Annotated in this window: 19 protein-coding genes and 1 pseudogene; 11 read left to right on the forward strand and 9 right to left on the reverse strand. The window is 57.8% G+C overall.

Translation table 11 applies throughout. The features are described 5' to 3' along the window. Positions 1–50 precede the first annotated feature (50 nt). The 9 genes from murB to QOL67_RS11495 all read left to right on the forward strand — a co-directional run bounded on the left by murB (position 51) and on the right by QOL67_RS11495 (position 11,946). Complete coding sequence (gene murB / locus QOL67_RS11455) at positions 51–977, forward strand: UDP-N-acetylmuramate dehydrogenase (RefSeq protein ID WP_283426101.1); 927 nt, start codon at positions 51–53, stop codon at positions 975–977. 281 nt (positions 978–1,258) lie between these two features. Continuing rightward, on the forward strand, positions 1,259–2,137 hold the full coding sequence (locus tag QOL67_RS11460; protein ID WP_283426102.1) for a D-alanine--D-alanine ligase: 879 nt from the start codon (positions 1,259–1,261) through the stop codon (positions 2,135–2,137). Continuing rightward, the gene (locus QOL67_RS11465) at positions 2,125–3,003 is read left to right on the forward strand and encodes a cell division protein FtsQ/DivIB (RefSeq protein WP_283426103.1); all 879 of its coding nucleotides are present in this window, start codon (positions 2,125–2,127) and stop codon (positions 3,001–3,003) included. Before QOL67_RS11460 ends, QOL67_RS11465 begins: the two co-directional genes overlap by 13 nt. Then, positions 3,000–4,334 (forward strand): cell division protein FtsA, encoded by a 1,335-nt coding sequence (ftsA, locus tag QOL67_RS11470; RefSeq protein WP_283426104.1) that lies wholly within the window; start codon positions 3,000–3,002, stop codon positions 4,332–4,334. Before QOL67_RS11465 ends, ftsA begins: the two co-directional genes overlap by 4 nt. 358 nt (positions 4,335–4,692) lie before the next feature. Continuing rightward, positions 4,693–6,336, forward strand: a complete 1,644-nt coding sequence (gene ftsZ, locus QOL67_RS11475; RefSeq protein WP_283426105.1) for a cell division protein FtsZ — start codon at positions 4,693–4,695, stop codon at positions 6,334–6,336. A 209-nt stretch (positions 6,337–6,545) separates the two neighbouring features. Then, on the forward strand, positions 6,546–7,469 hold the full coding sequence (lpxC, locus tag QOL67_RS11480) for a UDP-3-O-acyl-N-acetylglucosamine deacetylase (protein ID WP_283426106.1): 924 nt from the start codon (positions 6,546–6,548) through the stop codon (positions 7,467–7,469). 107 nt (positions 7,470–7,576) lie between these two features. Further along, complete coding sequence (locus QOL67_RS11485; RefSeq protein WP_283426107.1) at positions 7,577–8,431, forward strand: outer membrane protein assembly factor BamD; 855 nt, start codon at positions 7,577–7,579, stop codon at positions 8,429–8,431. Between the two features lie 34 nt (positions 8,432–8,465). Then, the gene (recN, locus tag QOL67_RS11490; RefSeq protein WP_283426108.1) at positions 8,466–10,112 is read left to right on the forward strand and encodes a DNA repair protein RecN; all 1,647 of its coding nucleotides are present in this window, start codon (positions 8,466–8,468) and stop codon (positions 10,110–10,112) included. Between the two features lie 145 nt (positions 10,113–10,257). Then, entirely contained in the window at positions 10,258–11,946 is a 1,689-nt protein-coding gene (locus QOL67_RS11495) for a chloride channel protein (protein WP_283426109.1), read from the forward strand. Between the two features lie 3 nt (positions 11,947–11,949). Here QOL67_RS11495 and QOL67_RS11500 read toward each other — a convergent pair whose 3' ends face one another. Genes QOL67_RS11500 through QOL67_RS11520 form a run of 5 tightly spaced genes read right to left on the reverse strand, consistent with a single transcriptional unit; the run spans position 11,950 to position 16,866 of the window. Further along, entirely contained in the window at positions 11,950–12,597 is a 648-nt protein-coding gene (locus tag QOL67_RS11500) for a DUF3299 domain-containing protein (RefSeq protein ID WP_283426110.1), read from the reverse strand. A 44-nt stretch (positions 12,598–12,641) separates the two neighbouring features. Beyond that, positions 12,642–13,916, reverse strand: coding sequence for an ABC transporter permease (locus QOL67_RS11505; RefSeq protein ID WP_283426111.1), 1,275 nt, complete (start codon positions 13,914–13,916; stop codon positions 12,642–12,644). Then, positions 13,913–14,605 carry an ABC transporter ATP-binding protein gene (locus QOL67_RS11510; protein WP_283426112.1) on the reverse strand — a complete coding sequence of 231 codons (693 nt, stop codon included), beginning with the start codon at positions 14,603–14,605 and terminating at the stop codon, positions 13,913–13,915. Before QOL67_RS11510 ends, QOL67_RS11505 begins: the two co-directional genes overlap by 4 nt. Positions 14,606–14,658: 53 nt before the next feature. Beyond that, on the reverse strand, positions 14,659–15,000 hold the full coding sequence (locus tag QOL67_RS11515) for a DUF427 domain-containing protein (protein ID WP_283426113.1): 342 nt from the start codon (positions 14,998–15,000) through the stop codon (positions 14,659–14,661). 54 nt (positions 15,001–15,054) lie between these two features. Further along, positions 15,055–16,866, reverse strand: a complete 1,812-nt coding sequence (locus QOL67_RS11520; RefSeq protein ID WP_283426114.1) for an aminopeptidase P family protein — start codon at positions 16,864–16,866, stop codon at positions 15,055–15,057. Positions 16,867–17,149: 283 nt separating this feature from the next. On the opposite strand from QOL67_RS11520, the gene QOL67_RS11525 reads away from it, so the two are divergent. Beyond that, positions 17,150–17,569, forward strand: coding sequence for a hypothetical protein (locus QOL67_RS11525; RefSeq protein ID WP_283426115.1), 420 nt, complete (start codon positions 17,150–17,152; stop codon positions 17,567–17,569). Between the two features lie 31 nt (positions 17,570–17,600). On the opposite strand, the gene QOL67_RS11530 is transcribed toward QOL67_RS11525, so the two are convergent. Beyond that, positions 17,601–18,056, reverse strand: a complete 456-nt coding sequence (locus tag QOL67_RS11530) for a Rossmann-fold NAD(P)-binding domain-containing protein (RefSeq protein ID WP_283426116.1) — start codon at positions 18,054–18,056, stop codon at positions 17,601–17,603. A gap of 283 nt (positions 18,057–18,339) precedes the next feature. After that, entirely contained in the window at positions 18,340–18,768 is a 429-nt protein-coding gene (locus QOL67_RS11535) for a hypothetical protein (protein WP_283426117.1), read from the reverse strand. A 99-nt stretch (positions 18,769–18,867) separates the two neighbouring features. Here QOL67_RS11535 and QOL67_RS22070 point away from each other — a divergent pair. Further along, positions 18,868–19,044 (forward strand): annotated as a pseudogene (locus tag QOL67_RS22070) (helix-turn-helix domain-containing protein); the annotation flags it as partial. An 84-nt stretch (positions 19,045–19,128) separates the two neighbouring features. Here QOL67_RS22070 and cobT read toward each other — a convergent pair. Both cobT and cobS read right to left on the reverse strand, forming a co-directional pair. Then, positions 19,129–21,003: a cobaltochelatase subunit CobT gene (gene cobT / locus QOL67_RS11540; protein ID WP_283426118.1), complete on the reverse strand. Its 1,875-nt coding sequence runs from the start codon at positions 21,001–21,003 to the stop codon at positions 19,129–19,131. Positions 21,004–21,166: 163 nt separating this feature from the next. Further along, positions 21,167–22,153 carry a cobaltochelatase subunit CobS gene (gene cobS, locus QOL67_RS11545; RefSeq protein ID WP_283426119.1) on the reverse strand — a complete coding sequence of 329 codons (987 nt, stop codon included), beginning with the start codon at positions 22,151–22,153 and terminating at the stop codon, positions 21,167–21,169. Positions 22,154–22,260: the final 107 nt, after the last annotated feature.

Raw genomic sequence — 22,260 nt, forward strand, 5'->3', positions numbered from 1 at the left:
CGCGCTTCGGTATCGGTGCGCAATAGGCATTTTGATTTCAAGGATATCTCATGACCACATTGCCCACGCCGCGCGGAAAGCTGACTGAAGGCAAGGAGCTCTCGGGCCTGACGTGGCTGCGTGTGGGGGGACCGGCGGACTACTTGTTCCAACCGGCGGATGTGGAAGATTTGGCCGCGTTCCTAAAAGCCCTACCGGACGATGTGGCCGTGTTCCCAATGGGTGTTGGTTCCAACCTGATTGTGCGCGATGGCGGCTTGCGCGCTGTGGTGATCCGCATGGGGCGCGGGTTTAATCATATAGAGATTGAAGGCAATCAAGTGCGGGCCGGTGTGGCGGCGCTGGATGCGCATGTCGCGCGCAAGGCGGCGCAGGCGGGTGTGGATTTGACCTTCCTGCGGACGATCCCTGGCGCCATTGGGGGCGCAGTGCGCATGAACGCTGGCTGCTATGGCAGCTACACGGCGGATGTATTTGTCGCAGCCACGATAGTGACGCGGACAGGGGACATTGTGACACTCACAGCCGAAGATTTGAACTTCCAGTATCGTCAGACCGATCTGCCTGAAGGCTGGGTGATCGTTGAAGCGGTTTTGGAAGGCCCATCTTGTGATCCGGAAGCACTGGTGCAGCGCATGGACGATCAGCTTGCTAAGCGTGACGCATCGCAACCGACCAAAGATCGCAGCGCTGGCAGCACGTTTCGCAATCCGGCGGGATTTTCCTCCACCGGGCAGGCGGACGACGTGCATGATCTCAAGGCTTGGAAAGTCATTGATGATGCGGGGATGCGTGGTGCGCGCGTTGGGGGCGCGCAGATGAGCGAGATGCACTCCAACTTCATGATCAACACCGGTGACGCAACTGCCGCAGATTTGGAAAATCTTGGCGAGGAAGTCCGAAAAAGGGTTTTCCAAAACAGCGGAATAGACCTACAGTGGGAAATCATGCGCGTCGGGGAACCGGCGGCGGATTGATGCCTCAGTTTGGGCCCTTTAAGCGGTCATTAACCAAGAGCTGAGAAGACTAATAAAACAAGGGCGCAAAGCCCGAACTTAGGGTCCAAGACCCAATTGAGCGCAGGGCCATGTGCCCACCCCGAGCAGGCATTCTGTGCCTGATGTATAAAAGCACAGCCCAACGTGGCTGTGATAAAAGAGTCCAAAAGGGCTTGTATAAGAACAGGGCCAAAAATGGCCCGGGACATTGAGGCACAGTGGGACTGTCAGAGCAGGCAACCCCCAAGGTGGCAGTATTGATGGGTGGCCCCTCCGCAGAACGAGAGGTGTCACTGTCGTCAGGGCGTGAATGCGCCGCTGCCCTACGGGACGCAGGATTGGACGTGGTTGAGGTCGATGCAGGCCCCGATCTGGTTGCGCGTTTGCAAGAGATCAAACCGGATGTTGTGTTCAACGCTCTGCATGGACGCTGGGGCGAAGATGGCTGTGTGCAAGGCCTGCTCGAATGGCTGCGTATTCCGTACACGCATTCTGGCGTGCTGGCCTCTGCATTGGCGATGGACAAGCAGCGCTCCAAAGATGTGTTCAAGCGGGCGGGCTTGCCTGTGGTTGAAAGCGTGCTTGCCGACAAAGGGGAAGTGTCCAAGCGCCATGTTATGGCGCCGCCTTATGTGGTCAAACCCAACAACGAAGGCAGCTCGGTTGGCATCTACATTGTCAACGAAGGCGCCAACACCCCACCGCAACTTGCGGAAACCATGCCGGATGAAGTGATGGTGGAAACCTTCGCGCCAGGCCGCGAGATGACGACCACAGTAATGGGCAACCGCGCGCTTGGTGTGACCGACATCATCACCGACGGTTGGTATGATTATGAGGCCAAATATGCCGAGGGCGGCTCGCGTCACGAGATGCCCGCCAATATTCCCCAAGAAATTACCGATGCCTGTCTGGACTATGCCGTGCGGGCACACGACGCGCTTGGCTGTCGGGGTGTCTCTCGCACCGATTTTCGCTGGGATGAAAGCCGCGGGCTCGACGGGTTGATCATTTTGGAGGTCAACACCCAGCCGGGTATGACGCCGACCTCGCTCAGCCCGGAGCAGGCCGCACATTATGACATGTCGTTCGCAGACTTCTGCGTCTGGATGGTGGAGGACGCCTCATGCGATCGCTGACGTCTGGCCGCCGCGACAACGCGCCCTCCCGTTGGGGGTATCGTTTTGAGCGGCTGATGTTGACGCCGCTGTTCCGTCTGTTCCTGCGGGTGGTGGTGCCATTTGCCGTTGTGGCGGGTAGCACAGCGATTTGGTTGTCTGATGAGGGGCGGCGCGAAAGCCTGAACCTTGCGGTGAGTGATCTCCGTCGTGAAATCGCAACTCGCCCAGAGTTTATGGTGTCTGCCATGACCGTGGATGGCGCCTCACAAGGCACGTCTGAGGACATTCGTGAAATCTTGTCTCTGAGCTTCCCAGCCAGTTCGTTTGATCTCGACCTGCCGGCGATCCGTGAACGGGTCGAAGAGTTGCCAGCGATTGCCAGTGCGGCGGTACGGGTGCGACCCGGCGGAATTTTGCAGCTTAACATTGCGGAGCGCACGCCTGTTGTGGTGTGGCGCACCCACGAGGGGCTTACCCTTGTTGATCCGGAAGGTCATGTAACTGGTCCCGCCATTTCGCGTGTCGCGTATCCGCAGATGCCATTGATTGCCGGCGAGGGTGCTGAGCTGCATGTGCCGGAAGCATTGCGTTTGTTCTCTGCGGCAGCTCCGTTGAACTCACGTGTGATCGGACTCGTCCGTGTCGGTGAAAGGCGCTGGGATTTGGTGTTGGATCGCGGGCAGCGGATCAAGCTGCCTGAGCAGGGAGCCGTTGAGGCGCTGGACCGCGTGGTCGCGCTCAACAATGCCGAAGAGCTTTTGGAACGTGATGTAAAAGTGGTCGATATGCGTTTGGCACATCGGCCCACAGTACAACTAACAGAACAGGCCGTAGACGCCTGGTGGCAAGCAAGCCAGATGACGACAGGGACAGTGGGACAATGACAGAGCTTTATCAGAGCCAGCGCGCCATGCGTGCAATGCGCAAAGCAGCGATGCAGCGTGGTGTGATTGCGGTGTTGGATGTGGGGACGTCCAAGATTGCCTGTCTGGTGTTGCGCTTTGACGGCACTGACCGTTTGGCCAGTGTTGAAGGCATAGGTTCCATGGCAGGCCAATCCGGCTATCGTGTGATTGGCGCCAACACCATCATGTCCCGCGGTGTGAAGTTTGGCGAAATTGACACCATGCAGGAAACCGAACGGGCCATCCGAACAGTGGTGCAGGCGGCACAGAAGATGGCGAAGATCCGTGTGGATCACGTAATTGCCTGTTTCTCTGGTGCGGAACCGCGCTCCTATGGTTTGGACGGGCAAATTGATCTCGAAGGTCACACGGTTGACGATCAGGACGTGGCCCGTGTGCTGGCGGCTTGTGATGTGCCGGACTACGGGGCAGACCGCGAAGTGCTGCACGCACAACCGGTGAACTTTGCGCTGGACCACCGTTCCGGCTTGGGTGACCCACGCGGTCAAGTAGGGCAGACGCTGACAACCGACATGCATCTGCTGACGGTGGATAAGGCTGCGGTACAGAACCTTGTGCATTGTATCCGACGCTGTGATCTGGAACTCGCTGGGATTGCCTCCTCGGCTTATGTGTCCGGCATGTCCGCGTTGGTGGAAGACGAGCAAGAACTGGGCGCGGCCTGTATTGACATGGGCGGTGGGGCCACCAGCCTGTCAATCTTCATGAAGAAACACATGATCTTTGCTGACACCGTGCGTATGGGCGGGGATCATGTGACTGGCGACATTTCCATGGGGCTGCAGGTGCCGACCTCTACAGCCGAGCGCATCAAGACGTTCTACGGCGGCGTTGTGGCCACCGGCATGGATGATCGCGACATGATCGAGTTGTCCGGAGATACTGGCGATTGGGAGCATGATCGCCGCACCGTGAGCCGTGCCGAGCTGATTGGCATCATGCGTCCCCGTGTCGAAGAGATCCTCGAAGAAGTGCGAGCGCGTCTGGATGCGGCTGGCTTTGAGCATCTTCCAAGTCAGCAGATTGTGCTGACCGGTGGTGGCAGTCAAATTCCGGGTCTGGATGGGCTTGCGACAAAGATCCTGGGGCAGCAGGTGCGCCTTGGCCGCCCGATGCGGGTGCATGGGTTGCCGCAAGCGGCCACAGGGCCTGGCTTTGCAGCAACCGTGGGCATGTGCCTCTTCGCAACACATCCGCAGGACGAATGGTGGGACTTCGATCTGCCGGTGGATCGTTACAACACGCGGCCGTTTGGTAAAGCGGTCCGCTGGTTCAAAGAGAATTGGTGAGAAAGGGGACGCAGTCGCGTTTTTGGGGGTGACCTCTGATTAAGCCTTGGTTAAGTTCTGGATAACCGCGATCAAAACGCGGGTCCGGAGCGCCGAGCAGTGGTCTCCAAACATAAACATAGCAAACTCCTGCGGTGCATTTGTGCCCTGGGTGGTTGTGTAGTGTTGTGTGACACTTGTCTTGCCCCGCAAAATATGGCGGTTTCGGCAAGATGCCGCTAGTTTTTACATTTTTACCCCATATTTTGTGGCGAAATGCGCTTTTTGGGATGACGATTCTGCAAACCCTGTTTAATAATGGAGCTGAGTAGGCAGAAAATAGCCCGCTGTGGCGGGTAAACAACAGGCGGACAGTTCTATGACATTGAATCTGACGATGCCCGACGAGGGTGATCTGAAGCCCCGCATCACCGTATTTGGTGTTGGCGGAGCAGGCGGCAACGCGGTCAACAACATGATCGACAAAGAGCTTGAAGGCGTGGAGTTCGTGGTAGCGAACACCGATGCGCAAGCGCTTCAGCAGAGCAAATCTGAAAGCCGCGTGCAATTGGGCGTGAAGGTCACCGAAGGTCTGGGCGCTGGGGCACGCGCAACCGTAGGTGCCGCCGCTGCCGAAGAAAGCATCGAGCAGATTGTTGACCACCTCGCAGGCGCACACATGTGCTTCATCACTGCAGGTATGGGCGGAGGCACCGGCACAGGTGCGGCCCCAATCATCGCGCAGGCAGCGCGTGAACTGGGCGTGCTAACCGTGGGTGTTGTGACCAAGCCATTCCAATTCGAAGGCGCGAAACGCATGCGTCAGGCTGAGGAGGGCGTGGAACAGCTGCAGAAGATGGTCGACACGCTGATCATCATTCCAAACCAGAACCTGTTCCGTTTGGCCAATGAGAAGACAACCTTCACCGAAGCCTTCTCCATGGCAGACGATGTTCTGTATCAGGGCGTTAAAGGTGTGACGGACCTGATGGTACGTCCCGGCTTGATCAACCTCGACTTTGCCGACGTGCGTGCCGTCATGGACGAGATGGGCAAAGCGATGATGGGCACTGGCGAAGCTGAAGGCGAAGATCGCGCCATTCAGGCGGCCGAGAAGGCCATTGCCAACCCGCTGTTGGACGAGATCTCGCTGCGCGGCGCCAAAGGTGTTCTGATCAACATCACCGGTGGTCATGATCTGACCCTGTTCGAACTGGACGAAGCAGCCAACCGCATTCGCGAAGAAGTTGACGCAGATGCGAACATCATCGTGGGTTCCACCATGGATGAGAACCTTGAAGGTGGCATGCGCGTGTCGGTTGTCGCAACGGGTATCGATGCGGCTGAGACCAACTCTGCAATGCCTTTGCCGCGTCGCTCCATGCGTGAGCCACTGACTGCGACACCAACCATCGAAACCGCGCAGCAAACACATGCTGCAGAAGAGGTTGCTGCGGTTGAGACAGCACCAGCAGCGACCGAGCCGTCGCTTTTCCATCAGATGGACGCTCAGCAGGTTGCTGCTCAGGAACAGATGGAAGACATCTTTGAGGACGAGGCACCAGCGGTTGCAACCGCACCAGTTGCGCCAACTTTTGATGCGGTGTCTGCCGGTGCGGATGTACCCGCGCCAGCCTATCAGCCAACCCCGGCTCAAGCTGTACAGCCTGAGATGTTCGAAGAGGAGCCGCAAGGCTTTGTTGCTCCTCAGCGTCCCGCACCAGGCACGCCGACTCCGCAGCTGATGCAGCGCCTGCAAGCCGCTGTTGAAAAAGCGCCCGCCGCTCCGGTTCGCCCGGCTGCTGCACCTGCGCCAGAGCCACGGGCAGAGGAACGTCCTCGGTTTGGGATCAACTCGCTGATCAACAAGATGACCGGCCATGCGGCAGAGCAGGGCGCGGCGCAAACCGCACAACCCGTGCGCCAACAGCCTGCGGTTCAAACCAATGAACCAGCACCGCAAATGGACGAAGATCAGGAACGGATTGAAATTCCCGCCTTCCTGCGGCGCCAAGCGAACTAATTTATTTGTGAAATACTGTGAAGAGGCCGCCCAAATGGGCGGCCTTTTTGTTTTAAAAAACAGTGGATTGCGCCATTGTGCGCGATGTTTTGCCGATTTGTTACAGCGATGTTTCATGCCGTTACAAAGCTTTATTTGAGAAGACAGGGCAAAGCCTCTACCTCACTATTGCGGCCAATGGGGTGTGCCGCGTCACTTTGGGGAAACCAGTGCAAGCAACGCTAAAGACACCAGTTCATTTTCAAGGTACCGGCCTTCACACAGGCGCAACGGTGCACCTGACCATACGGCCTGCGTCCACCGATTATGGCATCTGGTTCAAACGCACTGATGTCCTTATCGGAGATGCGATGATCCCGGCACGCTGGGATGTGGTCGAGCAAACTGCGCTTTGTACCCGTATCAAAAATGAGGCTGGCGTTTCCGTTTCCACAATTGAACATCTGATGGCGGCGCTGGCTGGCTGTGGTATCCACAATGCGTTGATCGAGATTGACGCACCAGAAGTGCCAATTCTGGACGGCAGCTCGGCTGATTTTGTGCACGGTTTTCTGAAGGCGGGTATTGTGCGCCAGGCCGCGCCGGTCTGGGCAATCAAAGTGTTGCAGCCGGTGTCTGTGACGCGCGGTGATGCCACTGCTGCGCTATTGCCGGCGGATGAAATGCGCATCGATTTTCACATCGACTTCACCGATGAGGCCATTGGTCAGCAGACCAAAGAACTGAACCTTGCCAACGGCAGCTTCATTCGCGAACTGTGCAATAGTCGCACCTTCTGCCGTCAGGCAGATGTGGAGGCGATGCAGGCCAGTGGTTTGGCGCTTGGCGGCGATCCAGCTGAAAACGCGGTGGTGTTTGATGGTGCGGACGTGCAGGCCAAGGGTGGTCTACGTCACGCGGATGAACCTGTGCGCCATAAGATGCTGGACGCGATGGGGGATCTTTATCTCGCTGGTGCGCCTCTGTTGGCCCATTACCGCGGTCACCGTGCTGGTCACTCTTTGACTAACGCCTTGTTGCGCGAGCTTTTCTCCCAACCTGACAACTGGCGTTTGGTAGAATGTGGCGCCTCACAAGCAGCCCGTTTGCCGGGGGCTGGCGTGCATATGGGCGAGTTTCCTGCCGTCGCATAAATACGGATCGCAACAAATCCGCCCAAAGGCGTTTTGCCCCGCAAATTTCTATGCTAACAGCGTGTGAAAGCGTGGGGAAATCCCGCAGGGAGCAGAAGGTAGGTACTATGTCAGGCATCGGAACGCGCACCCGCCTCTTCGGTTCGGTTCTGGCTTTGGCCTTGGCGGTCGCATGTAGTGACAACAGTGCCAGTGATGCGCGCCGTGGCCTGATTGACATGGAGCAATTCACGCCGGAGCAGATCTTTGAACGCGGTGAATTTGAAATCGCGCGAGATCGGGGCACCGATGCGGCGTTCTTCTTCTCCGAAATCGAGCGGCTTTACCCCTATAGCGAGTTGGCCAAGCGCTCCATGGTGATGCAGGCTTTTGCCTATCATTCTGATGGGGCCTACCCAGAGGCGCGTGCTGCTGCACAGCGCTACATCGACTTCTACCCAGCAGACGAAGACGCGGCTTATGCGCAGTATCTGTTGGCGCTGACCTACTACGATCAGATCGACGAAGTGGGACGCGACCAAGGCTTGACGTTCCAAGCCTTGCAAGAACTGCGTAAGGTGATCGAAATCTATCCCGACAGCGAGTACGCCCGCTCTGCGATATTGAAGTTTGATCTGGCATTTGACCACTTGGCGTCCAAAGAAATGGAAATCGGCCGCTACTATCTGCGTCGGGATCACTACAGCGCGGCAATCAAACGGTTCCGTGTTGTCGTTGAAGATTTTCAAACCACGACACATGCACCGGAAGCGCTGCACCGTCTTGTGGAAGCCTATTTGTCACTTGGTCTTTATGGCGAAGCCCAGACCGCTGCGGCAATTCTTGGCCACAACTTCCAATCCACAGAATGGTATCAGGACAGCTTTAATCTATTGCGCGAAAACGGTCTTGAAGCCAAAGCGCAAGGCAGCAGCTGGCTCAATCAGGTCTATCGTCAGACCTTGCAGGGCAAATGGCTGTAACAGGGGGCAGGGATACCCTGTTATGTGAGGTCTAATGCTGCGCTCGCTTGAAATCCGTGACATGCTTATCATCGACCGATTGGACCTTGTCTTTCAGCCGGGATTAAACGTGCTGACCGGGGAAACCGGCGCCGGCAAATCGATTTTGCTCGACAGTCTTGGATTTGTGTTGGGGTGGCGTGGCCGCGCAGAGTTGGTGCGAGCCGGGGCCGATCAGGGGGAAGTGGTGGCGGAGTTCGATCTGCCGGATGGGCACCCTGCACATGCCATTCTTGAAGACGCGGGTTTGCCCGGTGGTAATGAACTGATCCTGCGGCGCATCAACCGCAGCGACGGCCGCAAGACGGCTTGGATCAACGACCGCCGCGTGTCGGGTGAGGTGCTGCGGCGCCTATCGGAAACACTACTGGAACTGCATGGCCAGCATGATGATCGCGGATTGCTTGACCCCAAAGGCCATCGCGACGTGTTGGACTTATTTGCAGGGACCGAGACACTAAGAGTCAAAACTCGTAAGACTTGGTCACATATGACTGGCGCTCGCAAATCTCTGAAGGCCGCGCAGATAGCATTGGAGGAAGCCAAGGCAGAAGAAGATTTCCTGCGCCATGCCGTTGCGGAGCTGGATAAGTTGGATCCGCAACCGGGTGAAGAAGCTGAGCTCGATACCCGCCGCCGAATGATGCAAAACGCCGAAAAAGTGCGTGCAGACGTGAGCCGTGCCCATGCGGCACTTGGCAATGGTGGCGCGGAAAGCGCGATGAGCGACGCAATGCGTTGGCTGGGAGATGCCGCGGCAGAAACCGGCGACACACTTGAAGCGCCAGTGGCCGCACTAGAGCGGGCGATGAATGAACTGGCCGATTCGATCGACGGCGTGGAGCGCAGTTTGGAGGCCTTGGATTTCAATCCTCATGAGCTGGAAGAACTGGAAGAGCGCCTCTTCGCCATACGTGGATTGGCGCGCAAGTATAACGTGTTGCCTGATGAACTGGGCGCCTACGCCGAAGACCTGCGTGCACGTCTCACAGCGTTGGATGCCGGGGAGGGCGATATTGCGGCGCTGACGGCGGATTTAAAAGAAGCGGAAGCAGCCTATGATGCGGCGGCGGAGGCTTTGACAGCGGCGCGTGGCAAATCAGCGAAGAAGTTGGACAAAGCTGTGATGGGGGAATTGGCTCCCCTAAAAATGGAGCGCGCGGTCTTCACAACCAGCGTAGCGCGGGGTGAAGCCGGTCCGGACGGACGCGACGCTGTGGAATTTGTGGTTGCGACAAACCCGGGCGCGCCGTCAGGTTCGCTGGCAAAGATTGCGTCGGGTGGCGAATTAAGCCGCTTCCTTTTGGCACTCAAAGTGTGCCTGACTGATGATGTCAGCGGCATGACCCTGATCTTTGATGAAATAGACCGGGGTGTTGGCGGCGCTACAGCCGATGCAGTTGGCCGTCGCCTCAAAGCGCTGGCCGAAGGTGGGCAGGTGCTTGTCGTTACACATTCTCCACAGGTTGCGGCGCTTGGGGCACATCACTGGCAGGTGGCCAAGTCGGTCAAAAACGGCCAGACTCTGAGCCGCGTGGTGCCGCTGGACGACGGTGAACGGGTGGATGAAGTGGCGCGTATGATCTCCGGAGATACCGTCACGCCTGAGGCACGGGCGGCTGCAAAAGCCCTAATGGGGTGATCTCCGGCCACTGGATCAAAAAATCCGCGCACAATCAGGCACTTTGGCGTGAAACCCTCTGCTTACCTCTTTGCGTTACAAGAAAATTCTGACTAGATCGGAAGTAACAACTTACACCCCTCCCACCTGGAGATTTTGCAGCACTATGGCGAAGTCGGTAGGCTCTTTTCTCGCTGAGAGCGCCCGTGAGGCGGCAGACACCTGCCGTGGCGGATGGAAAGTGTTGGTCCACAAAGGTCCAAGTCAGTTTCAGTTCTGGATCATTGCGCTTTGCATCGGGATTGCCGCTGGGTTTGCGGCGCTGTTGTTCCGCAAAGGCATCCATTGGTTGCAATCCACAATTTATGGCGCCGAAGACCTGAACCTCCTGCACACCTTTGCCAATACTCTGCCGTGGTATTGGTTGGTGATCATTCCGACAGTTGGCGGACTCATTGTTGGGATCGTTCTCAACAAGTTCACACCGGACGGGCGCGTGCGCTCTGTGGCGGATGTGATTGAGGGCGCGGCGCTGCACGAGGGCCGCGTGGAAAGGAAGGCAGGGATTGCCTCAGCTTTTGCAAGCTTGATTACTCTGTCGTCTGGCGGTTCCACTGGCCGGGAAGGACCGGTGGTGCATATTGCGGGCATGATCGCGACCTGGGTCAGTGTGCGGATCAACGCGGACGGCATTACGGGGCGTGATTTGCTGGGGTGCGCTGTGGCCGCAGCGGTTTCTGCAAGTTTCAACGCACCCATCGCCGGGGCACTTTTTGCCCTGGAAGTGGTGTTGCGCCATTTTGCTGTGCACGCCTTTGCGCCCATTGTGATTGCGTCTGTGGCGGGCACGGTGATCAACCGGCTGGAATTTGGCGATGTGACAGAGTTCACCCTCAACACCGGCACCGCGTTGCAGTTTTATCAGGAACTCCCGGCTTTCCTGATACTGGGCGGGGTGTGTGGCTTGGTGGCAGTGGCGCTGATGTGGACGATCTTTTGGGCCGATGACATGGCCAGCCATTTGCAGGATGATCTGCGAGTCCCACGTTGGCTACGCCCGGCGATCTCTGGCGCGTTGTTGGGCATTTTGGCGATCTGGTTCCCGCACATCATTGGCGTCGGTTATGAGACCACCTCTGCTGCGCTGACAGGCAACCTGCTACTGCACGAAGCGGTGGTGTTTGCGGTTCTCAAAGTTATTGCGGTCTCGATCACCATGGCCGGCCGCATGGGGGGCGGGGTGTTTTCGCCGTCACTAATGGTCGGGGCGCTGACGGGCTTGGCGTTTGGCATGATTGCTACGGCGATCTTCCCAGATGTCTCAGGCACTACCACGCTTTACGCCTTGGCTGGATTGGGGGCTGTTGCCGCCGCTGTGTTGGGCGCGCCGATTTCCACCACGTTGATTGTGTTTGAAATGACCGGCGACTGGCAGACGGGATTGGCCGTGATGGTGGCCGTGTCGATCTCCACGGCGCTCAGTTCGCGTCTTGTGGATGGCTCCTTTTTCCTTACCCAACTTGAGCGCCGCAATGTGCACATCGCGGCAGGACCACAAGCCTATCTTTTGGCGATGTGTGGAGTCGGTAAGGTGATGCGGGGCAAAGACGACGCCAAGGCAGCCCCAGAAGACCGCTGCTGGGAGATGGTGTCAGAGGGGCTTTATGTGGACGGCACTGCGACGCTGGAAAGTGCCATGCCGCTCTTTGAGAACACCGGGGAGGCCTTTCTACCGGTGGTCACATTGGGGGGGGAAGATGCGCCGCCGGAGCTGTTGGGAGCGGTTTTCCACGTGGATGCGCTACGCGCCTACAACAAAGCGTTGGCGGCCACAGCAGCGGAAGAACATTCCTAAATGTCAGGAACCGTAGGCAATCACGCTGTCTGCTTCCATGGTGTAGGTCACATCCACATTGGTTTCACCGTCCACCATGTAGAGCGAGTGGCTGTCAAATTCGCTGCGCAGCTCGCCGCTTATCCAGACTGGTGTGTACAGGCTTTCTGTTGGATATCCTGCCGGATAGCGCACATGCACAATTTGATTGGCTGGCGGGGGCGGGGTGTGAATGCAGGCGCCGACGGTTGGCACCAATAGGAACTCCACCGCGAGGCTGCCGTCCATTTCTAGCGGAAGAAGGTAGCCAGGCATGCGGATTGTTTGGCCGACCACTGCGGTGTTGGGGGTGCGGGATTCAGTTTCCAGCTTGGTCATGATGCGCAGGCGCTCTTCCAGCAGGAAGTCAGCGTCTATCCCTTCGTTGGCCAGTTCCACACGCAAACTGGCGGCGTCGTCTTCTGCGTTGTTGTCCGCATCGGTTTCGGCCAAGTAATCCAATCGCAAAATACGTGCCAAGGTTTGCATCTGCAGATCCGTCAGGGATTCAAACGGATTTTCAAATGCGGAGGCCGGGCTGGCGAGATCGGTCCAGTCTACGTCTTTGGTTTGTTCGGCTGTTCCGACAGAGGCTGCAAGCGAGAGGGCGGCAGACAGCAAAAGCGCTTTCATGGTCGGGTCTCCGTTTCAAACAGGTTCAAGGTCATTTGTGCGGCTTACAGCCGTGTCGTCAAGCCATCCGCGAGTGTCATACGATACACGCGCCATGCTGGCAGCAAACTTGCCAATCCACCAAAACACAAGACGGTGAGCAGCAGCATGACTTCGCGCGCGTTGAGGAGCTGTCCGCCCAATGTAACGCCAAAGCGCGCGGAAAGAAGCGGTTCAGCGATCAGGCTGGCACTCCAGAAGATCACCAAGCCAAGGGTGATGCCAGCGGCGGTCACCAGTAGCGCCTCCAAAACGATCATCCACACCACATCCCGCGGCGCTGCACCAACGGAACGCAGAATGGCAAACTCTCGGCGGCGGGCTTCCAGCGCGGCGGACAACATCACCACCATGCCAATCATGCTGGCAGCCACCACAGCCACGGACATGAGGCGCAAAGCGTTCTCAGCCGTGCCAGTGATCGACCAGAGCTGTAACAGTGCAACGTTGGGCATGACGGCAGCCAACGGCTCGGCCTTATAGGTTGCCACAGCGCGCTGCACACCGAGAACAGCTGTGCGGTTGCTGAGGCCGATGTAGATGGCGTTGATCTGATCTGGCACAAAGCCATGATCATGATCATGCTCATTGTCGTGGGAGGCATGATCCGCTTCTGCGAGGGCCGCAAAGGGGTCGGCGGAGCCTCGAGCGCTCTCCACGTGCAATTCGTCAAATCCCGCTAGCGAGATAAACACCATACGATCCACAGCGGTGTGGGTTCTGGTGAGCACACCTGTGATTTCGAAAGGGGCTTCATCATGCTGTTCCAGCGCCACGGCACCGGCGCCGTGGGCGTTGATGATCTCTGTGCCGACAGTATAGCCCAGACGTTCCGCCACCTCAGCGCCGATCACCGCGTCGTGGGTCTCAATGAAGGCTCCGCCCTTTGCAAAACTCAGAGCTTGCCCGCGACTGTGTTTGAAATGCTCAAAATACTCTGAGGACGTGCCAATGACGGGAAAACCCTGATGATTGTCGCCCTGCATCAGAGGCACAGCCCAGGCCACGCCGGGCATGTCTTCGACCATGTGTACCACGTCACCCGACAGGCCTGCGCCCGTGGAGCCAACGCCAAATACAGTGGCCAGAAGGATTTGCACATCATTGCCGCGTGGCGCGATGATCAGATCGATACCCGAAGCAGAGTTGGCAAAAGATGTGCGCGCAGAGTCGCGCAATCGCTCTACGCTGAGGATCAGGGCGACGCTCAGGGCTATTGCCAGAACGGTGAGCGTGGCCACAAACCGGCGGTTCCACAGGCTTTGCAGCACCAGCGTCATGCGGAGACTCCTGGCTGCGTGAGATCGGTGATATTGATCACCCGGTCAAAGTGATGATCCAACCCGCTGTCATGGCTGACCATCAACAGGGCCGCGCCACTGCTTTGCGCCTGTTGGCTCAGCATGTGCATGAAGGTTTCTTTGGCCTCTGGATCAAGCGCGGAGGTGGGCTCATCCGCCAGAATGATTTCTGGCGTGCCAATCAAAGCCCGCGCTGCTGCCACACGTTGTTGTTGCCCAACGCTGAGCGCGCTGGCTTTGGAGTGTCCAAGGGTCTTCGGGTCGAGCCCCAAGCTGCTCATCAGCCGGTGTGCCTCGTCCTCAAGTGTCCCATCGATGCGCCCTTGACGGCGTTTGGAGAAGCGGCACGGCAGCAGGATATTGTCCACGGCGCTGAGCCAGGGAACCAAGTTGAACACCTGAAAGATCAATCCCATATGGTCTGCGCGAAACCGATCTCGTTTGCTGACAGGCAATGCGCCGATGTCTTGGCTGGCCACGGTGACTGCACCTGTCGGGATGTCTGTCACGCCGGAAATGGCGGCAAGCAACGTCGACTTTCCCGATCCGCTTGGGCCGCGCAGCATCACGCGTTCTCCTGCGGTGATATGCAAGGATGTATTTTGTAGGACCGGCGCAGTGCTGCCGGGCCAGACAAATGAAAAATCAGAAAGAACAATCTGCGACATAGGCGCACTGTTGGAGGAAAGCGCGTCGGTGTCCAGCGCGCATTTCGTCAAGTTCAGACGCGTTCAACCGCCACCAAGTCGCTGGTGTAAAACGCCAAATGGTCTTTGATGCGTTCCACCGCTTCGATAGGGGCTTCATAGCTCCAAGCTGAGTTGGCAATAGTCTGGCTTTTGGTCACAATGGAGAAGTGGTTGGCGTCACCTTTATGTGGGCAAAAGGTGGTCTTCTCGCTTGGGTCCAGAAACGCCATTGCGATGTCTGAGCGTGGGAAATAGATCACCGGCTTCAGGTCACCTTCGCTCAATTCCAACGCATTGTTGCTTTCACCCAGGATGGCGCCACCGGCACGGACAACCCAATTGCCTTCTGCTTTGCGGATTGTGATGTTTGTCATGTGGTATCCCTCCTGGTTCGCGCTCGAATAAAGATGTGGTGTAACAGCACCATGTCAGGCTGCGGAATGTGACAGCGCAGCGCAGGCCGCATCCAACCACATTTGTTGCTCCGGGGCGAGCCTAGGTGACAACACTTGACGGCACGTCGCATGATACGCGTTGAGCCAATCCAGTTCCGCTTCGTTGAGCAGGTCGACAACCACCATGTCGCGGTCAATTGGTGCGAAGGTCAGGTTGCGGAACTGCAGCATTTTGCGGTGATCGTCACCACCGGGCAAGGCGGGGGCTTCCTCGACCACAATCAGGTTCTCAATGCGGATGCCAAAAGCCCCAGGGCGATAGTATCCCGGCTCGTTAGAGAGGATCATGCCAACCTCAAGCGGCGTGTCACTGACGCGGCTGAGACGCTGAGGCCCTTCGTGTACACATAGGTAGGCGCCAACACCGTGGCCCAGTCCGTGATCAAAGTCCTGACCAGCCATCCAGAGCGGCAAGCGGCCAATGGCCTCGATGTGGCTACCTGCCACGCCTTTGGGGAAGCGCATCCGTGACACGGCAATCATGCCCTGAAGCACGCGGGTGAAGGCGATTTTGGCGTCCTCGCTGACGTTACCAATTGGCAGCGTGCGGGTGATGTCAGTGGTGCCATCGGCGTATTGCCCACCGCTGTCGAGCACCATCAGATCGCCATTTTGCAGCGGGCGGTTGGTCTCCTCGGTGACGCGGTAGTGCATGATCGCACCGTTTGGGCCTGCGCCCGCGATGGTGTCAAAACTGATTTCCAACAAGGCGTTGGTGGCGCGGCGGTACTCTTCCAGTTTGGTGACAACATCAATTTCGCTGAGCGCGGTTTTTTCCTGTGCGTCAAACCAGCTGAGGAAGTTCACCACAGCCGCGCCATCACGCAGATGCGCCTCAGCCATGCCAGCAATCTCGGAGGCGTTTTTGCGCGCTTTTGGCATTACACACGGGTCTTGGCTGTAAGAGATGTCCGCATCGCTTTGCATCACCGCAGCTTGCACGGCAATTGGCGCACTGCTTTTGTCGAGTCGCACTGTTCCTGAGAGTTGCGTGAGGTATGGAATGAAGGCGTCCGGCGCATGAACGCGGACAGCCTCACCCAGATGGTTCCGGACATCCGTGAGTTTCTGCTCGGCCATAAACAGGTCAACGGAGGAGTCGGAATTCAACACGGCAAACCCATGTGCCAGCGGGTTACGGGGAATATCCGCGCCGCGAATGTTCAAAAGCCAGGCAATGCTGTCGGGCAGGGTGATTACGGCCGCAGTCTCGCCGTGGGCGTTCAAATCCGCTGCCAGGCGGGATCGTTTGTCGCCATGGGATTCACCTGCCACTTGTGTTGGATGGCTTTTAACCGCGGCCATTGGCGCGCCCGGCTGGTCGTCCCAAATGGCGTCAATCGGATTGTTCACAGGCACAAAAGTGATCATGTGGTCTTCGGTCGCCTTATGCAGCGCTTCCAGTTGACCCACGGTGTAAAGCCAAGGATCAAAGCCAACATGGCCGGTATCAAGGTTTTCCACGATCCATGGCCCCGGTAGGACCTCGGGCCAATCCACCGGCGTGAAGCAGTTTGCGACTTGCTCTTTTACCTGCGTGCGGTAGCGGCCATCAACAAACACTCCAGCGACGTCTTTCAGAACCACGCAAAACCCGGCAGAGCCAGTGAAACCGGTCAGCCATGCCAAGCGGTCGTCGCGTGGCGCAACATATTCGCCTTGATGCGCGTCTGCGCGCGGGACGAGAAACCCGTCCAAGCCTTCTGCGGCCATTTGTGCCCGCAAAGCGGTCAGACGAGCGGGTCCCTGTTCCGGACGGGCGGTGACGACAAAATCCTGAAACATGGCGGCGCTCCTTGCAGCAAATGAATGGGCGTTCAGTGATACGCACTGCACTGGCAATGGCAAGCTGTAAAGCAGGCAGGGCGGTGTGCATCAAGGCGTTGCAAGAGATCGATGCGAGAAGGCAAGGGGGAGGGCACACGCCTGACCTCCGATGCGGGTCGCCAGGCGTGTGGAGGGTCTTATGCGATTGGTGGTTTCCCCGAGCCGGTGAGGTAATTTTGGAGCCCACAACTTGCGTAACCGTCGCTGGGGCGCCAAGATCCGAGATGTCTGGAGCCGGACAGTGTTCGATCCAGCAAGACAGATAGTAGAGGTCGGACTCAGCGGTAAACCTGTTTGCGCCGTCCTGCATTTCGCCGCGATAAACCGTGACATTCACCCCTTTTGGCACCCCGGTTGTGACATCCGCAAGAAAAGCAAAAATACGGATTTCAAAGCTGTTACCATCGACTTTGGTGATGCTCGCCGGGCTGTCGGTGAACTTCAAACCGCCCGCGCCAACCATCTAGCCACCAACAATGTTGGCCGTGTCGCCTGCATCCACATTCATCAGGTTTTGATAGGCGCCACCGTCGGGCAATACGCCAGTGACATCGACAAATCACGTACCAGCCAGTTGGTCTATGGCGGGCTTTGTGGTGCCTGCCGCTTGGCTCATCGAGGCAGTGACCAATGCAAGTGTGGCAACAAGAGACTTAGTTAGGAACGTTTCATAGACGTATCCTTCTGAGGTTTTATGCGTAGTCGGGGGTGGCCAAAACTTGGCTGTGCATGGCGCCATTCACTGCGGCGAGATAGCTCCTGGCGGTGTCGGCAGCGGATAAGCCGCTCTCTGTGGGCAGGCCAAACAGCGCCATTCTTTCTTTGACAAAAATGGGTGATACGACATTCATGCGCACCTGATCCACTTTGGTGGCTGCGGTGCGCGTGAAGGCTTCGATGGCAGCGCAGGAGGCGGCAATAGCGCTGGTCGAGGGCATCGGGTTCTGTGCCCTCCAACACCCAAAATTGCGTCCAGTAGCGATCCACGAAAAAGCATGGTCCAGCCCGTTCTGTGCGCCGAGATGATAGCCACCAAGCTTCACGATGTTTGTCACTTGTCCCAGCCCGTCCAGCGCCGCCAACCCGTCTTCGGACAGCCGGATTGGGCTGACCAGGGTCAGTTTGTTTTGGTCACGGAACACCGTCAATGCGCGGCTGATCCGCGTGCCGGCGCCATGGTGACACTACCGGTCACGTGATAAATGTCGGGAAACACCTCGCGAATTTCGGCATGTGGGGTGGCGGCAGGATATTTACACGACATCACGATTTCCTTCGGTTTTGGTGCTTTTCAAAGCCAGATACCAATCGGCAAGCGCATGCCCAGTTTTATGCGGGTGGTTCTCTTGCAGAAAATGCAGGCCTTGCCCGAGATCGACACTGGTCAAGTTGGAAAATTCTCTTGGATCCACGTCACATCTTTTTGGCGGATCAACACACCGGGATCGGCATGGAAGAACAGCTTGGGAAGGTCGCTTTCTGTGAGCCATTGAGCATAGCCCGCAACAGCACGTGAGATGTTTTCAGGCTTGCTTTCCACTGGTTCGTCACGTGGACATACGTAAAAAGGTTTGCGGCTTTTTTCAGTGGGAAATGGCGCAAGATAGCTGCCATTTCGGAACGGTTCAAATCGCGCACTATCCAATCGGGCAGCATCTGTTTTACAAAGCTGTTCATCACGTCGAGCATCAGCCAACTGGCAAATGGTGAGCGGATCAGTTTCATCAATGTCTTGTCGGAGCGGCTGAGTGCTGGGCGGTCAATCTCTCCGTGCATCGCCTCCATGAAGACAATGCCATTGATTTTGTCGCGGTTGCGATTGGCAAAGGGGAAGTCAACGGAGATGTCTGTGTTGGTCATTGTGAGGGTCCGCGGATGCTTGCTTTGATCTTTGGATAAATTCACGGAGCGTCGGAGAAAAGCATAGCCTTTCTACCATCTACGTCACACAATTAGACCATGACCAATTTGGTCCATCTCAATGTTGTCGCCACGATTTGTGACTTGAGCAGTTTCCAGCTGGCCAGCGAAATGCGGAGTAAAGCGCGTTCTGCGGTCTCGTATTCGGTAAAACAGGTCGAAGAGCTTTACCAGATTCAGATATTTGACCGCTCCGGCCATCGCCCAACCCTAACGCGGGATGGGCGGGTGCTGCTGACTCAGATCCGCCATCTGTTGGCGTCTGGCGGGGCATTTAGAACAACAAAGAGCGTAGCGGGATCACCCCACTTTGCGCATGCCCATAACCCGCGCGCGGGCGCGTGGGTCATTGTCAAACAAGGCTGCCAACTGCTCTGTCATTGCACCGGCCAACTGTTCCACATCAGTGATGGTCACCGCGCGGTCATAGTAGCGGGTCACGTCGTGGCCAATCCCAATTGCCAGTAGCTCCACCATCTTGCGTTTTTCGACCATGGCAATCACGTCGCGCAGGTGCTTTTCAAGATAGTTGGCCGGGTTCACCGACAGGGTACTGTCATCCACCGGCGCGCCGTCAGAGATCACCATCAGGATTTTGCGCTGCTCTGGGCGGGCCATCATCCGGCGGTGCGCCCATTCCAGCGCCTCCCCGTCGATGTTTTCCTTCAGCAGGCCTTCTTTCATCATCAGGCCCAAGTTAGGCCGCACGCGCCGCCACGGAGCGTCTGCCTGTTTGTAGATGATGTGGCGCAGGTCGTTCAGGCGGCCCGGTTGTTGCGGGCGGCCATCGTTCAGCCATTTCTCACGGGCCAAGCCACCTTTCCACGCGCGGGTGGTAAAGCCGAGGATTTCAACCTTCACGTTGCAGCGCTCCAGCGTGCGCGCCAGCACGTCGGCACAGATCGCCGCGATAGAAATAGGGCGACCGCGCATAGAGCCGGAGTTATCAAGCAACAGCGTCACAACCGTGTCGCGGAACTCGGTGTCATGCTCCATTTTAAAGCTGAGCGGCGTGGTCGGGTTGGCCACAACCCGCGCCAGACGGCCGGCATCCAGCGTGCCTTCTTCGAGGTCAAACTCCCAGCTGCGGTTCTGTTGCGCCTGAAGGCGACGTTGCAGGCGGTTGGCCAAACGGCTCACCGCGCCTTTGAGCGGCTCCAGTTGCTGATCGAGGTAGGCCCGCAGGCGTTCCAACTCGATGGGCTCCGCCAGCTCTTCAGCGGCAATCTCTTCGTCATTGGTGGTGTCAAAGGCGACATAATCCGGGTCGGCGTCCGAAATCGGCGGCGCGGGCGGCGGATCAAGCGGCGCGTCACCGTCCGGCATCTCGGCCTCATCGGACATTTCGTCCTCTGCCATGTCATCCATGGTGACCTGCGCCTCAGACATGTCCTGCTGCTCTTCCTGAGATTGCTCAGGGCTGGCCTCAGTATCTTCCTCGTCGCTGTCGTCCTGACCCTGGCTGTCCGGATCGTCTTGTTCTTCGGCCTGTTCCTCAGCGTCGTCTTCCTGATCCTCGATATCGTCGGGATCATCCCCCAGCTGATCGCCGTAACCGAGGTCATCGATGATCTGGCGGGCGAATTTGGCAAAAGCCTGCTGATCGGACAACAAGTCTTGCAAGTCGTCGAGGTGATCGCCCGCGCTTTGCTCGATATAGCCGCGCCACAGGTTCATCACATTGGCTGCCGCAGGGGGCAGGTCGCGTCCGGTGGCGAGATGTCGGATCAGATAGCCCGCCGCAACGGGCAGGGGGGCCTGTTCCGTGGAGGTCATATCACCATAGCCGCGCCCGTTGGCTTCCTGGCTGATCTTCATGTCGATATTGGTGGCGGTGCCGGGCATGTCACGCGCGCCCATGCCTTCGCAGCGGGCGGTTTCCATGGCCTCATAGAGATCACGGGCAATGCCCTGACCTGGCGCATAGCGCATGTGGGTGGCGTCATCGTGATACTTGCGCTGCAACGCCAGCGCATCTGCGGTGCCGCGGGCAAGAAGCACCTCGTCACGGGACATGCGGCGGCTGATCTGCGGCAGGCGGATGCTGTCCCCGGACATGCCGGATGGGTCGACCGTGTAGGACACCGACAAATCCGGATCGTCGGCCATGACTTTAGTGGCCTCAGCCAGGGCCTTTTTAAACGGATCAGCTGGGTTGTCAGTTGGCTTTTTCATAGTCGCACCCTGTCCATGGAAAGAGTTTCCCGCTAAGAGTGATCTTTGTCCAGCCTTTCGGGTGTCTTCGAAGGGCAGTGGCCGACCGCGTGCGGAAAACGAAGTGCCCGCCCATGGGGGCGGTCGGGCACTGCCCGGCGTTGCCGCCGGGCGAGGCTGCAATTTAGCCCAAGCTCACGCTGGCCGCGCTCTCAGGCAGCTCTTCGTCAAAGCAGCGCTGATAGAACTCAGCCACGGTCTGGCGCTCCAGCTCGTCACATTTGTTCAGGAAGCTCAGACGGAACGCATAGCCGACGTTACGGAAGATTTCGGAGTTGGCGGCCCAGTTGATCACGGTCCGTGGGCTCATCACGGTGGACAAGTCGCCGTTCATAAACGCGGTCCGGGTCAGGTCAGCAACGGTCACCATTTGGTTGATGATCTTGCGGCCCTCGGCGGTGTTGTAGTGCGGCGCTTTAGACAGAATGATCGCGGCTTCAGCATCGTGGCTGAGGTAGTTCAGCGTAGAGACCAGAGACCAACGGTCCATCTGGGCTTGGTTGATCTGTTGCGTGCCGTGATACAGCCCGGTGGTGTCGCCCAGACCCACGGTGTTTGCGGTGGCAAACAGGCGGAAGTAGGGGTTTGGCGTGATCACTTCGTTCTGGTCCAGAAGCGTCAGTTTGCCGTCATGTTCCAGTACACGCTGGATCACAAACATCACGTCGGCACGGCCTGCGTCATATTCGTCAAACACAATGGCGGTGTTGTTGCGCAGCGCCCACGGCAGGATGCCTTCGTGGAATTCGGTGACCTGTTTGCCGTCGCGCAGTTTGATGGCGTCTTTCCCAATCAAGTCGATCCGGCTGATGTGGCTGTCGAGGTTCACACGCACACAGGGCCAGTTCAGACGGGCGGCAACCTGTTCGATGTGGGTCGATTTACCTGTGCCGTGGTAGCCCTGAATCATCACACGACGGTTGTGGCCAAAGCCCGCGAGGATCGCCAACGTGGTTTCAGGGTCAAATTTATAGGTCGGGTCAACTTCAGGAACGCGATCGGTGCGCTCTGCAAAACCCTTGATTTTCATGTCGCTGTCGATGCCGAACACTTCGCGCAGATCAATGTCTTCGGTGGGCTTTGTGTTGGTGTCCATCATGCCGTCCGCCATGTCCTCTGTCCTTCTCCCAGCGGCCCCTTAGGAACCGCCCAAATCTACCGGCCTTTGGTGCATCAATTCCTGCGGGATCACAAGCAAAAGTCATCAAAAGACGCGGC

It is taken from the genome of Shimia sagamensis (assembly GCF_900182745.1).
In the GTDB taxonomy this organism is placed as follows: Bacteria; Pseudomonadota; Alphaproteobacteria; order Rhodobacterales; family Rhodobacteraceae; genus Shimia; species Shimia sagamensis.

What these genes read in the sequence shown, in the direction of transcription:
- murB (WP_283426101.1), top strand. Translation starts at nt 51, where the DNA reads ATGACCACATTGCCCACGCCGCGCGGAAAGCTGACTGAAGGCAAGGAG.
- QOL67_RS11460 (WP_283426102.1), top strand. Translation starts at nt 1,259, where the DNA reads ATGGGTGGCCCCTCCGCAGAACGAGAGGTGTCACTGTCGTCAGGGCGT.
- QOL67_RS11465 (WP_283426103.1), top strand. Translation starts at nt 2,125, where the DNA reads ATGCGATCGCTGACGTCTGGCCGCCGCGACAACGCGCCCTCCCGTTGG.
- ftsA (WP_283426104.1), top strand. Translation starts at nt 3,000, where the DNA reads ATGACAGAGCTTTATCAGAGCCAGCGCGCCATGCGTGCAATGCGCAAA.
- ftsZ (WP_283426105.1), top strand. Translation starts at nt 4,693, where the DNA reads ATGACATTGAATCTGACGATGCCCGACGAGGGTGATCTGAAGCCCCGC.
- QOL67_RS11485 (WP_283426107.1), top strand. Translation starts at nt 7,577, where the DNA reads ATGTCAGGCATCGGAACGCGCACCCGCCTCTTCGGTTCGGTTCTGGCT.
- recN (WP_283426108.1), top strand. Translation starts at nt 8,466, where the DNA reads ATGCTGCGCTCGCTTGAAATCCGTGACATGCTTATCATCGACCGATTG.
- QOL67_RS11495 (WP_283426109.1), top strand. Translation starts at nt 10,258, where the DNA reads ATGGCGAAGTCGGTAGGCTCTTTTCTCGCTGAGAGCGCCCGTGAGGCG.
- QOL67_RS11500 (WP_283426110.1), bottom strand. Translation starts at nt 12,597, where the DNA reads ATGAAAGCGCTTTTGCTGTCTGCCGCCCTCTCGCTTGCAGCCTCTGTC.
- QOL67_RS11505 (WP_283426111.1), bottom strand. Translation starts at nt 13,916, where the DNA reads ATGACGCTGGTGCTGCAAAGCCTGTGGAACCGCCGGTTTGTGGCCACG.
- QOL67_RS11510 (WP_283426112.1), bottom strand. Translation starts at nt 14,605, where the DNA reads ATGTCGCAGATTGTTCTTTCTGATTTTTCATTTGTCTGGCCCGGCAGC.
- QOL67_RS11515 (WP_283426113.1), bottom strand. Translation starts at nt 15,000, where the DNA reads ATGACAAACATCACAATCCGCAAAGCAGAAGGCAATTGGGTTGTCCGT.
- QOL67_RS11520 (WP_283426114.1), bottom strand. Translation starts at nt 16,866, where the DNA reads ATGTTTCAGGATTTTGTCGTCACCGCCCGTCCGGAACAGGGACCCGCT.
- QOL67_RS11535 (WP_283426117.1), bottom strand. Translation starts at nt 18,768, where the DNA reads ATGACCAACACAGACATCTCCGTTGACTTCCCCTTTGCCAATCGCAAC.
- cobT (WP_283426118.1), bottom strand. Translation starts at nt 21,003, where the DNA reads ATGAAAAAGCCAACTGACAACCCAGCTGATCCGTTTAAAAAGGCCCTG.
- cobS (WP_283426119.1), bottom strand. Translation starts at nt 22,153, where the DNA reads ATGGCGGACGGCATGATGGACACCAACACAAAGCCCACCGAAGACATT.